Genomic DNA, 12062 nt, shown 5'->3' on the forward strand with positions numbered 1-12062 from the left:
GTAGTGCTCGGGACCAGGTTTTCGAAGTTGCCACCGGTCGCGCCGGTAATGGTGGTGCTGACCGTGCTGCCGTTGTTGTAGACGTCATTGGCTGGCGTCTCGACGTTAACGGTGCCTGTGGTCTGGCCAGCCGCGATGGTGATGACCGAGCCATTGCTCAAGGTCACGGTCACCGGGGTCTGGGCCGGGTTGGTCAGGGTGGCGGTGTAGGTGATCTGGCCGCCTTCGGTCACGGTGTTGCCCGCCGTCAGGGTGACGGTGGTGGTGTCGATGGTGTCGGTGATCTGGGTCACGGCCGGCGTGGTGGGCACGGTCACGGCAATACCAGTGCCACCGGTGGTGCCAGTGACGGTCACGCTGATCTGGCTTGGGTCGTTGTAAACAGTGTTATTCGGCGCGAGTGGAACGTTGACGCTACCGGTCAGCTGACCCGCCGGGATCACGATGACCGCGCCGTTGGACAAGGTCACGGTCAAGGCCGTCTGCGGGGCCTGGGTCACGGTCGCGGTATAGACCAGCACGCCGCCGGCTTCGGTCAGGGTTGGCGTAGCGCTCAGGGTCATCGTCGCATTGAGCACGGCGTTGGCGGTTGTATCCGTAGTATCGCCACCCAGGATGTTGTTATCGGTGGCGGCAGCCGCAGCGAGACCTTCAGTTGGGAAACCGACAGTAGGGTCGACACTACCAGCGGTGGCATCCAGCACCACAAAGCTGTGGCCGCCACCGGCGGCACCGCCCGTACCTGCGGCAGTGGCGCCGGCGGCGGTGGCTTCCAGGGCGGTCGTCGGGTCGACGCCGGCGGCGATGGCTTGTTGCAGCTCTTCTACTGACGGCGCAGCCTGGGCTGTGGCCTGTTCAAGATCGGTGGACGAGTCCGGGGCATTGGCGCTCCACTGGGTATCGCGGCCCAGGTCCAGGGTGCGGCCGTCGGCCAGATCCAATGTGACGGCGCCGGAAGGGCCAGTGTCCAACTGATCGCCCGTGTACAAGCGATCACCTTCAATGAGTACGCGCCGGATGCCCTCAGGGGATACGACGAAAACCTGACCAACAATGCTTTTGACAACGGCAATAACACTGCTCATTGAAGACTCTCCGGGGGCCACGCTCAGTAGACTTCCATGGACCCGCTGGCTTGTAGGCAGCAGCGGTCTGGACGTTCATGTTCACAAAGTAAGGTTATTTGACGCTTTTACATGTCAATATTCTGGCTATAATTTTTCAATTATTTTGTTTGTGCCAAACTATTGACCTTATGCCGGCCATCCTAAACAATCATTGGCGTAATGTCACATTGATATTTAAGCGGCGACCTGTTCTTTCGGTGCGTGTTCCAGCTCCTGTTTTGAACTTTCCGACATACGGTCATTCCGGTTGCCATCATCCGATGCAGCGCCACGTTTCGCTGTGATCCAAGACAAGTGTTTCAGGAAGAAATCCACCATGCGTCTGTACCTGTTCAAGGCTTTACCTTTTGCCCTCGCCGCCAGTTTCGTACAAGCACAAACCTTGCCGCAGGCCATGCAACAGGCGCTGGATGTCCATCCTGAAATCCAGGCCGGCGTGAACAGTCGCCTTGCGGCGGATTACCAACTCAAGGCGGCCAAGGGGGGCTACCTGCCTAGAGTGGACCTTGCAGCCGGATACGGCCGTGAAGGCACCGACAGCGTCACCACCCGGTCGGGCGGGACCAATCATTGGGAAACCCTGAACCGCAGCGAGTCGAGCCTGCGCCTGTCGCAAATGGTTTTTGACGGTTTTGCGACGTCCAGCGAAGTTGGGCGTCAACAAGCCACCGTCAATGCCCGTGCCTACTCGTTGCTGGACGCGTCCGAGCGCACCGGGTTGACAGTGGCCCAGGTCTACCTGGACGTGCTGACCCGTCGCGAGTTCGTGCGCCTGGCCGAGGAAAACCTCAAGAGTCACGAGCGCATCTTCGACCAGATCAAGCTGCGCACTTCCCGCGGCGTGGGCAGCGGCGCCGACCTGGACCAGGCCGAAGCGCGCATGGCCCAGGCCCGCAACAACCTGATCACCGAACAAACCAACCTGGCCGATGCCGAGACCAACTACCTCAGCGCCGTCGGCCAACTGCCGGATCAACTGGAGCGACCTGCTGATTTTCTGGCGTTGCTGCCGGCCAACCTGACCGAAGCCCGCGCCCAGATGCTGGAAAACAGCCCGGTGCTGCGTTCGGCCGAAGCCGACATCGCCGCAGCCGAGCAACAGTACGAAGCCGCCAAGTCAAGCTTCTACCCACGTTTCGACGCTGAGCTGGGCCGCACTGCCGACAACGACCTGGACGGCCAGAACGGTCACAACAATGAATGGCAAGCCATGCTGCGCATGCGTTTCAACCTGTATGCCGGCGGCAGCAACAAGGCGGACCTGGAATCCAAGTCGTACCTGTCCAACCAGGCGCTGGACATTCGCAACAACGCGCTGCGCCAGCTCAATGAAGAACTGGGCCTGGCCTGGAACGCCTTGAACAACGCCAACGCCCAGGTGCCGATCGCCCAGCAATACGTGGATCGCAGCGCCAATGTGCGCACTGCCTACCAGAAGCAGTTCAGCCTCGGCGAGCGGACCCTGCTCGACTTGCTCGACAGTGAAAACGAGCTGTTCAGCGCGTCCCGCCGTCTGGCCGAAATCAAGAATGTGCAGCTGTTCACCCAGTACCGGATCAAGGCGACCATGGGCCAGCTGTTGAAAAGCCAGGGTGTGGTCGCGCCGTTGGCATCGGTTGTGCAGAACGACATGAAGCCCAAGGTTCAGTTGCCTGGGATGAATTGAGTCCTACCACCCGTTTTAATCAGTCAGAGTGCCGAGCGTGGAATCAGAAGTCAGTCCAGTCGAACTAGTTCATGACCCGCGCACGCTGCACGACGACCCGCTGCTGGACGGCTTGCTGGCGCTTTGCATGCTGCATCAGAAGCCGGCCAGCGCCGCAATGCTCACCACCGGCCTGCCGCTGCCCAAGCAGCGGCTGAGCGTCGAATTATTGTCGCGCGCGGCGGCCCGTGCCGGCCTGCAAGGTCGGGTGCTGCAACGCAAGCTCGAACAAATCCCGACCATCGCCATGCCAGCGCTGTTGTTGCTCAAGGACGGCCGCAGTGCCGTGCTGCTGGGCTGGGTCGGTGACAATCAGGCGCGGTTGCTGCTCAGCGAAAGTGATGGCGGTGAGGTGACCATCAGCCGCGAACTGCTGGCCGATGACTACAGTGGCAAGGTGTTCTTCGCCCAGCCGCAGCATAAATTTGACGTTAACCACGGCACGCTGATTCCTCGGGCGCGTTCGTGGTTTCGCGACACCCTCAAGCGGTCCCGCTGGCTGTATGCCGATGCCATTGCCGCGAGCCTGCTGATCAACATCATCGCCATGGCCGCGCCACTGTTCGTGATGAACGTCTACGACCGCGTGGTGCCGAACCAGGCCGAATCGACCCTGTGGGTATTGGCCGTTGGTATCACCGGCGCCTATGTCTTCGACCTGATCCTCAAGATGCTGCGTAGCCTGTGTCTGGATCTGGCGGGCAAGAAAACCGACCTGATCATCTCGGCGACGCTGTTCGAGCGCATCGTCGGTATGTCCATGAAGTACCGCCCGGCGCGGGTCGGCAGCTTTGCCCAGAACATCCATGAGTTCCAGAGCCTGCGGGATTTCCTCGCTTCGCTGACCCTCACCAGCCTGATCGACCTGCCGTTCACCCTGCTGATCTTCATGGTCATCGCGATTATCGGCGGGCACCTGGTGTGGATTCCGGTGCTGGCATTCCCGATTGCCTTGCTGATCGGCTACGCCTTGCAAAAGCCCTTGGTGGCAACCATGGAACGCACCATGGCCCTGGGCGCCGAGCGCCAATCCAGCCTGATCGAAACCCTGGCCGGCCTGGACGCGGTGAAGGTCAACAACGCCGAGAGCGAGCGCCAGTACCAGTGGGAACAGACAATCGGCACCCTCAGCCGCCTCGAACTGCGGGTGAAGATGCTGTCCGGGCTGGCGATGAACATCACCTTGCTGATCCAGCAATTGGCCGGGGTGATCATGATCGTCTTCGGCGTTTACCTGATCATCGCCGGCAACCTGAGCATGGGCGGGCTGGTGGCCTGCTACATGCTCAGTGGCCGCGCCCTCAGCCCACTGGCGTCGCTGTCGGGCCTGTTGACCCGCTACCAGCAGGCGCGGGTGACCATGACCTCCGTCGACCAGATGATGGAGCTGCCCCAAGAGCGCAATTTCGACGAGCGCCCGCTCAGCCGCAAGGTGTTGCAGGGCGCCATTGAATGCCGTCAGTTGAACTTCACCTACCCGAACCAGCAGAACCCCGCGCTGAAGAACATCAACCTGGTGATCAAGCCGGGCGAGAAAATCGGCATCATCGGTCGCAGCGGCTCGGGCAAGAGTTCCCTGGCCAAGTTGCTGGTGGGGCTTTATCAACCCGATGACGGCGCCTTGCTAGTGGACGGCGTGGACATCCGCCAGATCGACGTCAGCGAGCTGCGCTACAACATTGGCTACGTGCCCCAGGACATCCAGCTGCTGGCCGGCACCCTGCGGGACAACCTGACCTCCGGCGCCCGTTACGTCGAAGATGAACTGGTGCTCCAGGCCGCGGAACTGGCGGGCGTGCATGAGTTCGCGCGCCTGCATCCGCAGGGCTATGAACTGCAGGTCGGTGAGCGCGGACAAAACCTGTCCGGTGGCCAGCGCCAGAACGTCGCCCTGGCCCGCGCATTGCTGCTCAACCCGCCCATCCTGTTGCTGGACGAACCCACCAGCGCCATGGACAACACGGGTGAAGAACGCTTGAAACAGCGCCTGGCCGCCGTGGTGGAAAACAAGACCGTGTTGTTGGTGACGCACCGGGCATCCTTGCTGTCGTTGGTGGACCGCCTATTGGTGATCGACCGTGGACAGATCCTTGCCGACGGCCCGAAAGCCGCCGTCATGGAAGCGTTGAAGAAGGGGCAGATCAGTGTTGCTTAAATCAGGTTTCAGGGGCGCTGTGGGCCGCTATTTCAAAGGCTCCGACTCGCTGCACGGCCAACCGCTGCCCGAAGTCAACAAGGCGCTGATCGAGGACGCTCCCCGGGTGGTGCGCTTGACGATCTGGGGCATCATCGGCTTCTTTGTGTTCCTGGCGCTGTGGGCCAACTTCGCCGTGATCGACGAAGTGACCAAGGGCGACGGCAAGGCGATTCCCTCGTCCAAGATCCAGAAAGTCCAGAACCTGGAAGGCGGCATCGTCGCTGAGCTGTTCGTCAAGGAAGGGCAGATCGTCGAAGCCGGCGCACCGTTGATTCGCCTGGACGACACCCGCTTTGTCTCCAATGTCGGCGAAACCGAGGCCGATCGCCTGTCCATGCTGTTGCGGGTCGAGCGCCTGAGTGCCGAGGTCGATGACCGGCCGCTGAACTTCCCGGCCGATGTGCTCAAGGCGGTGCCGGGCCAGGCCGCCAGCGAGGAGTCGCTGTACATCAGCCGCCGCCAGCAGTTGCACGATGAAATCGGCGGCTTGCAGGAGCAGTTGATCCAGCGCCAGCAGGAACTGCGCGAATTCGTGTCCAAGCAGGCGCAATACCGCTCAGGCCTGGCGCTGCAACGCCAGGAAATCAACATGTCCGAGCCGCTGGTGGCCCAGGGCGCGGTATCGCCGGTGGAAGTGCTGCGGCTCAAGCGCGCCGAGGTCGAGACCCGTGGGCAACTGGACGCCACGACGCTGGCGATCCCGCGTGCCGAATCGGCGATCAAGGAAGTGCAGCGCAAGATCGACGAGACGCGCGGCAAGTTCCGCAGCGATGCCCTGACCCAGCTCAATGAAGCACGCACCGACCTGAACAAGGCCCAGGCCACCGGCAAAGCCCTGGAAGACCGGGTGAGCCGGACCCTGGTGACGTCGCCCGTGCGCGGCATCGTCAACAAGTTGCTGGTGAACACCATCGGCGGCGTGATCCAGCCCGGCAGCGACCTGGTGGAAATCGTGCCGCTGGACGATACCATCCTGGTGGAGGCGAAAATTCGTCCCCAGGACATCGCCTTCCTGCACCCCGGCCAGGACGCCACGGTGAAATTCACCGCATACGACTACACCATCTACGGCGGGATGAAAGCCAAGCTGGAACAGATCGGCGCCGACACCATCACCGATGAAGACAAGAAGACTACTTACTACATCATCAAGCTGCGCACCGAACGCAGCCACCTGGGCACTGATGAAAAACCGCTGCTGATCATTCCGGGCATGGTGGCGTCGGTGGACATCATCACCGGCAAGAAAACCGTGCTCAGCTACCTGCTCAAACCCATCATCAAGGCCCGGGCCGAGGCGCTGCACGAGCGGTAGAGTCCCAATAGCTCGGGCCGGCGCCATCTCTGTGGCGAGGGGATTTATCCCCGTTGGGCTGCGCAGCAGCCCCAAATTGGCTGAATGTAACCAAGCCTGACACGCCGAGGTGGTAGGTTTTAGGGCTGCTTCGCAGCCCAACGGGGATAAATCCCCTCGCCACAGGAGGCGGTGAAAACTCTAAGCCATATCGTTATTCATTAACGGTATTTAAATTTCAATTCTTATACCCTTAAAGTCATCCCCCTGCGTACCTGCCGACCAATCGGCGCGCCGCACGACACAAACCAACACGGTAACGCCGTGAGTTTTGATCGAGTGCGCGCCTGTTCAAGCGCGCCGTGCGTGGGAGTGATGTATGTCAGCCGTCTCTTATTCTCCGGATTCCCTTACCCCAAGCGCCGCGAACATCGCGCCGCAGACGTTCGAAATCCGTCCGTTCATCGAAGCCGTTGGCGCCGAGATCATTGGGCTGGACCTGTCCCGACCGATCAACGACCAGGACTTCGCCCGCATCCATCGCGCCCACCTGGATCATCACGTGGTGGTGTTCCGCGACCAGCAAATTACCCCGGAACAGCACATCGCCTTCAGCCGCCGTTTTGGCGTGCTGCAAATCCATGTGCTCAAGCAGTTCCTGCTGGCCGGGCATCCGGAGATCCTCATCGTCTCCAACATCATCGAAAACGGCCAATCCGTCGGCCTCGGCGATGCCGGCAAATTCTGGCATTCGGACCTCTCCTATAAAGAACTGCCCAGCCTCGGCTCGATGCTCCACGCTCAGGAATTGCCTAACGAAGGCGGCGACACGCTGTTTGCCGACATGCACAAAGCCTGGGAGGGCTTGCCCGAAGCGTTGCGCAAAGCGGTGGAAGGGCGTTCGGCGGCGCATTCCTACACGGCGCGCTACAGCGAAACCAAATTCGAAGGCAACTGGCGCCCGACGCTAACGCCGGAGCAACTGGCCCAGGTGGCCGAAGTGGTGCATCCCATCGTGCGCACCCACCCGGAAACCGGGCGCAAGGCGTTGTTCGTCAGCGAGGGCTTCACCACCCGCATCGTCGGCTTGCCGGAGGACGAAAGCCAAGCGCTGCTGGCCGAGCTGTATGCCCACAGCGTGCTGCCGCAGAACATCTATCGCCATCAATGGCAGCCCCATGACCTGGTGTTCTGGGACAACCGCTCGCTGATCCACCTGGCCGCCGGTTGCCCGAGCCATCTGCGCCGCAAGCTGTACCGCACCACCATCCAGGGCGACGCCCCTTTCTGATCGGCTGCGCCTGGCGCAAAGAGCTTGGAGAATCACCATGTCCAAACGCATCGCTTTTGCACCGCTGGCCGCCGCCATCGGCCTGGGCTTCGGTTTGTTGGCTGGCAGCCTGGTCACGCCGGCCAGCGCCCACGCCGAGGGCGAGATTCGGATCGCCGAGCAGTTCGGCATCGTTTACCTGTTGCTGAACGTGGTCCGCGACCAGCAATTGATCGAGAAGCACGGCAAGGAGGAGGGCATCGACATCAAGGTCGATTGGACTCAACTGTCCGGCGGCGCGGCGGTCAACGATGCGTTGCTGTCTGGCTCCATCGACATTGCCGGGGCCGGCGTCGGGCCGTTGTTGACGGTCTGGGACCGCACCCGTGGCAAGCAGAACGTCAAGGCCGTGGCCTCCCTGGGCAACTTCCCTTATTACCTGTTGAGCAACAACCCGAACATCAAGACCATCGCCGACTTCACCGAGAAGGACCGCATCGCGGTGCCAGCGGTGGGTGTTTCGGTGCAGTCGCGCTTCCTGCAATACGCCGCCGCGAAGCAGTGGGGCGACAAGGACTTCAATCGCCTCGACAAGTACACCTTGGCCGTTCCTCACCCGGATGCCACGGCGGCATTGATCGCCGGCGGCACCGAGTTGACCGGGCACTTTTCCAACCCGCCGTTCCAGGACCAGGCCCTGCAAAACCCCAGTGTCCACGTGGTGCTCAATTCCTATGACGTACTCGGTCCGAACTCGCCCACGGTGCTGTTTGCCACCGAGAAATTCCGCGATGAGAACCCGAAGACCTACAAGGCATTCGTCGAGGCACTGACCGAAGCGGCCGAGTTTGCCCAGAACGACAAAGGCGCGGCGGCGGATACCTACCTGCGGGTGACCCAGGCCAAGATCGACCGGGCGACCTTGCTGAAAATCATCGATAACCCGCAGATCGAATTCACCGTCAGCCCGAAAAACACTTACCCGCTGGCCGAGTTTCTTTACCGCGTCGGTGCGATCAAGAACAAACCGGCGTCATGGGAGGATTATTTCTTCCAGGATGCCAAACCGTTGCAGGGGAGCTGATTGTCATGAATGCGCTTTTGCAAGGCCACGCGGCCAGCAACCCCACCTCTAGCGGTACCGCGTTGTTGTCGGTGGATAACGTCAGCCTGGAATACCGCACCCCGCAGCGTGTGGTGCGGGCGACGCACCAGGTGAGTTTCGAAGTCGATCCGGCGGACCGTTTCGTATTGCTCGGCCCCTCCGGCTGCGGCAAGTCCACCTTGCTCAAGGCCATTGGTGGTTTCATCGCCCCGTGCGAAGGCGAGATTCGCTTGCAAGGCCAAACCGTCAGCGCGCCGGGGCCGGACCGGATCGTGGTGTTCCAGGAGTTCGACCAACTGCCGCCCTGGAAAACCGTAAAGCAGAACGTGATGTTCGCGCTGTTGGCGTCTGGCACGCTCAAGCGTCGCGAAGCCGAGGAGCGGTCGCTGCATTACCTGGACAAGGTTGGTCTGGCGGCGTTTGCCGATGCGTATCCCCATACGTTGTCCGGCGGCATGAAAGCTCGCGTCGCGATTGCCCGGGCGCTGGCGATGCAGCCGAAAATCCTCTTGATGGATGAGCCCTTCGCGGCCCTCGATGCCCTGACCCGGCGCAAAATGCAGGAAGAGTTGCTGCTGCTCTGGGAAGAGGTGCGCTTCACGCTGCTGTTCGTCACCCACTCGATCGAAGAGGCGTTGGTGGTGGGCAATCGCATCCTGCTGCTGTCACCGCACCCCGGGCGTGTGCGGGCCGAAGTCCACAGCCATCAATACGATCTGCATAGCCTCGGTGGCGTGGGGTTCCAGCATACGGCGCGGCGGATTCATGGCTTGCTGTTCAATGAAGGCCAGCCGCTTGAAGCCGAGCGTGAGCTGGATTTCACCGACATTCGTATCGCGTACTGAGGGGAACATTCCATGAGCCATTTGTCGCCCGCGCGCGAAGAATATGAAGTCGACCTGCAACCTTTGACCCACGTGCCGCTGGAGCGGGAGCTGCCCCTCGGCCAGCGCCTCTGGCAACAGGGCTGGCTGCGCAAGAGCCTGATCCTGTTGCTGCTGGCGGTGGTGTGGGAAGCCGTGGCCCGCTACCAGAACAACGACCTGCTGCTACCGGGCTTCCTGCAAACCGCCAACGCGTTGTACGACGGTTTACTCAGCGGCGAGCTGCTGGGCAAGGTGTGGATTTCCCTGGTGGTGCTGATCAAGGGCTACCTGCTGGGCATCGTCCTGGCGTTCGGCCTGACCACCCTGGCGGTGTCGACCCAACTGGGCCGCGACCTGCTCAGCACCCTGACATCGATGTTCAACCCGTTGCCGGCCATCGCCCTGTTGCCGTTGGCGCTGCTGTGGTTTGGCCTGGGGCAGAACAGCCTGATTTTCGTGCTGGTGCATTCGGTGCTGTGGGCGCTGGCGTTGAACATGTATGCAGGGTTTCTCGGCGTGTCGGAAACGCTGCGCATGGCTGGGCGCAACTACGGGCTCAAGGGCCTGCGTTTTGTGCTGTTTATCCTGATCCCGGCGGCGTTGCCATCGATTCTCGCCGGGCTGAAAATCGGCTGGGCCTTCGCCTGGCGCACCCTCATCGCCGCCGAACTGGTGTTCGGCGCCACCAGCGGCAAAGGTGGCCTGGGCTGGTACATCTTCCAGAACCGCAACGAGCTGTACACCGACAAGGTGTTTGCCGGGTTGGCGGTGGTGATTTTGATTGGGTTGCTGGTGGAGAACCTGGTGTTCGACAGTTTGGAGCGGGTGACGGTGAAGCGTTGGGGGATGCAGCGGTAAAAAAGAAGCTGGCTTACTCAGAATCAGCCCCAAAATTCCTATACGAATTAAACTGGTCAACCCGGTTGGAACGGAGTTGTTCGGCTTGAGCAGCTAGATTGAACTCACGTTCTGTCTCCAGGTTTCTCTTGGCTGCTTCGTTTGCAAGCGTGAGATGTTCGTTGGATGGTTTGGTACTTTTAAGCTTCGTCATGTAGGTGCGGCCGTGTTCTTGATTCCGTAATTTGGTACTCGGGATTTTCGAAGTGCGCGTCGTGGCGGAAGGAGGCAGTGTTTCTCGAGTGAGGAGTTTTCGAAGTTCAGTCGACATCTTTTTCTGTGTCCCCCCTATAACGAGCTTACTGACTTCATTTCGTGCTCGATTTACGCCGCTGAAAATAGTTGAGACCGCGCTATTGACAGAGTTTGCGGCACTGGTAGCGCGTGTCATGGCAGTTCGCAGCCCGCCAATGAACTTCAGTATAAAGCTCGAAGCCCAGCCCAAATAGTGCCCCGTCGGATCCGAGTTCATCACCGGTTCCCCACCGCAATACATATACGCATTCAGCCCACCTTTACCAAACGGGCTCAAACTGTCCGGGCTATGAAAGCGCATCAGCCGTGGGTTGTAGACGCGGTAGCCATTACCCAAAAAGTACCATTGAGGTATTGCTTCGCGCCGTTCGCCATTGAAACCCAACTGGGATATGACCCCATGTTGTGCTGATTGATGACCGTACGGGGAGTACGCAATGCGATTGGGGTTACTCGCGTCGAGTTCAGCAAGTACCGAATTTTTGAGATCCACTGCCAGCAACACCGTCCGCGGCTGGCTCGGCTTCTCTTGATCGTTCGGTCTGCTTTGAGTCATACGAAACACTCGCAAGCGTGAGGCTCGAAACTGTTGGCTTTAGTTCTACACCTCTGGCGCCGGTTGGAGAACTATCAGAACTGCTAGTTGTTCCACATTCCACCCCAGGAGCAAGCTCCTGGAGGGAAAATACTGGCAGCTCGAACCCGTGGCGAGGGAGCTTGCTCCCGCTGGCCTGCGAAGCAGGCCCCTGCGTTTCTTCAGGCGGACCGCGTTGCCGGGTTTTGCGACTGCTGCGCAGTCGAGCGGGAGCAAGCTCCCTCGCCACGGGTTCTGGGTTGTCTGGGCTGGCGTCATCGCGAGCAAGCTCGCTCCCACAGTTGACGGGCGTTGATCTCGATATCTCAGTCGACACAAAACCCCTGTGGGAGCGAGCTTGCTCGCGATGGCGGTTTTCAATCCACCACAGGAATGTCAGCCCGAAGCCTGGACCTCAAGCCGATCCATCGCCCGCTCCACCAATAAATGCACCCCATCGGCCATGCGGCTGATCGCCAGGATGACACTGCGGCGGCTGCCTTCAACGTCATCCGCCAGGTCGGCGGCGATGGCGCTGATGGACAGCAGGTCTTCGGAGGCATTGGCCAGCAGGGTTTCGGTGTCGATGTCCGGGGCGACCATGAAGAGGTGGGCGGTTTGGGTTTTGCCCGAGGTTTCATCGGCCGGTTTGGGATTGAGGTAATAGTCGAGAACGCGCTCGGCGGTTTCGTCGAGTTTTTTGGTTTTCGAGGATTTGTCAGAGCTGATGCCAGGATCGCCTGGCGGATTTGGTGTCACTTTGAACATGTTG

10 protein-coding genes are annotated in these 12062 nt (G+C 60.6%); 7 read left to right on the plus strand and 3 right to left on the minus strand.

Annotation, left to right across the window (positions count from 1 at the left end; all coding sequences use genetic code 11):
* A partial coding sequence (locus BLO97_RS06325) for a retention module-containing protein (RefSeq protein WP_139197657.1) occupies nt 1–1085 on the minus strand: 1085 nt, incomplete at its 3' end.
* 358 nt (nt 1086–1443) lie between these two features.
* Here BLO97_RS06325 and BLO97_RS06330 point away from each other — a divergent pair.
* The 7 genes from BLO97_RS06330 to BLO97_RS06360 all read left to right on the plus strand — a co-directional run bounded on the left by BLO97_RS06330 (nt 1444) and on the right by BLO97_RS06360 (nt 10422).
* Complete coding sequence (locus tag BLO97_RS06330) at nt 1444–2793, plus strand: TolC family outer membrane protein (protein WP_092345347.1); 1350 nt, start codon at nt 1444–1446, stop codon at nt 2791–2793.
* 37 nt (nt 2794–2830) lie between these two features.
* A complete protein-coding gene (locus BLO97_RS06335) occupies nt 2831–4987 on the plus strand; it encodes a type I secretion system permease/ATPase (RefSeq protein ID WP_092345521.1) in 2157 nt (718 codons plus the stop codon).
* Complete coding sequence (locus BLO97_RS06340; protein ID WP_063323481.1) at nt 4977–6344, plus strand: HlyD family type I secretion periplasmic adaptor subunit; 1368 nt, start codon at nt 4977–4979, stop codon at nt 6342–6344. The genes BLO97_RS06335 and BLO97_RS06340 overlap by 11 nt, the downstream gene beginning before the upstream one ends.
* 358 nt (nt 6345–6702) lie before the next feature.
* The gene (locus tag BLO97_RS06345) at nt 6703–7614 is read left to right on the plus strand and encodes a TauD/TfdA dioxygenase family protein (protein WP_092345349.1); all 912 of its coding nucleotides are present in this window, start codon (nt 6703–6705) and stop codon (nt 7612–7614) included.
* A gap of 37 nt (nt 7615–7651) precedes the next feature.
* Nucleotides 7652–8677, plus strand: coding sequence for an ABC transporter substrate-binding protein (locus BLO97_RS06350; RefSeq protein ID WP_092345351.1), 1026 nt, complete (start codon nt 7652–7654; stop codon nt 8675–8677).
* Between the two features lie 5 nt (nt 8678–8682).
* The gene (locus BLO97_RS06355; protein WP_092345353.1) at nt 8683–9543 is read left to right on the plus strand and encodes an ABC transporter ATP-binding protein; all 861 of its coding nucleotides are present in this window, start codon (nt 8683–8685) and stop codon (nt 9541–9543) included.
* Between the two features lie 12 nt (nt 9544–9555).
* Nucleotides 9556–10422, plus strand: coding sequence for an ABC transporter permease (locus BLO97_RS06360; RefSeq protein ID WP_092151086.1), 867 nt, complete (start codon nt 9556–9558; stop codon nt 10420–10422).
* Between the two features lie 13 nt (nt 10423–10435).
* On the opposite strand, the gene BLO97_RS06365 is transcribed toward BLO97_RS06360, so the two are convergent.
* Together BLO97_RS06365 and BLO97_RS06370 are read right to left on the minus strand one after the other, a co-directional pair.
* Complete coding sequence (locus tag BLO97_RS06365) at nt 10436–11272, minus strand: RHS repeat-associated core domain-containing protein (protein ID WP_092222184.1); 837 nt, start codon at nt 11270–11272, stop codon at nt 10436–10438.
* A gap of 414 nt (nt 11273–11686) precedes the next feature.
* Nucleotides 11687–12058: a DUF6124 family protein gene (locus BLO97_RS06370; RefSeq protein ID WP_092345355.1), complete on the minus strand. Its 372-nt coding sequence runs from the start codon at nt 12056–12058 to the stop codon at nt 11687–11689.
* Nucleotides 12059–12062 lie beyond the last annotated feature (4 nt).

Source organism: Pseudomonas sp. NFACC05-1, from assembly GCF_900100135.1.
Classification (GTDB): domain Bacteria; phylum Pseudomonadota; class Gammaproteobacteria; order Pseudomonadales; family Pseudomonadaceae; genus Aquipseudomonas; species Aquipseudomonas fluorescens_Q.

Bases quoted from the DNA above. Each gene is read 5' to 3' on its own strand.
- BLO97_RS06330 (WP_092345347.1), top strand. From the start codon at position 1,444: ATGCGTCTGTACCTGTTCAAGGCTTTACCTTTTGCCCTCGCCGCCAGT.
- BLO97_RS06345 (WP_092345349.1), top strand. From the start codon at position 6,703: ATGTCAGCCGTCTCTTATTCTCCGGATTCCCTTACCCCAAGCGCCGCG.
- BLO97_RS06350 (WP_092345351.1), top strand. From the start codon at position 7,652: ATGTCCAAACGCATCGCTTTTGCACCGCTGGCCGCCGCCATCGGCCTG.
- BLO97_RS06355 (WP_092345353.1), top strand. From the start codon at position 8,683: ATGAATGCGCTTTTGCAAGGCCACGCGGCCAGCAACCCCACCTCTAGC.
- BLO97_RS06360 (WP_092151086.1), top strand. From the start codon at position 9,556: ATGAGCCATTTGTCGCCCGCGCGCGAAGAATATGAAGTCGACCTGCAA.
- BLO97_RS06365 (WP_092222184.1), bottom strand. From the start codon at position 11,272: ATGACTCAAAGCAGACCGAACGATCAAGAGAAGCCGAGCCAGCCGCGG.
- BLO97_RS06370 (WP_092345355.1), bottom strand. From the start codon at position 12,058: ATGTTCAAAGTGACACCAAATCCGCCAGGCGATCCTGGCATCAGCTCT.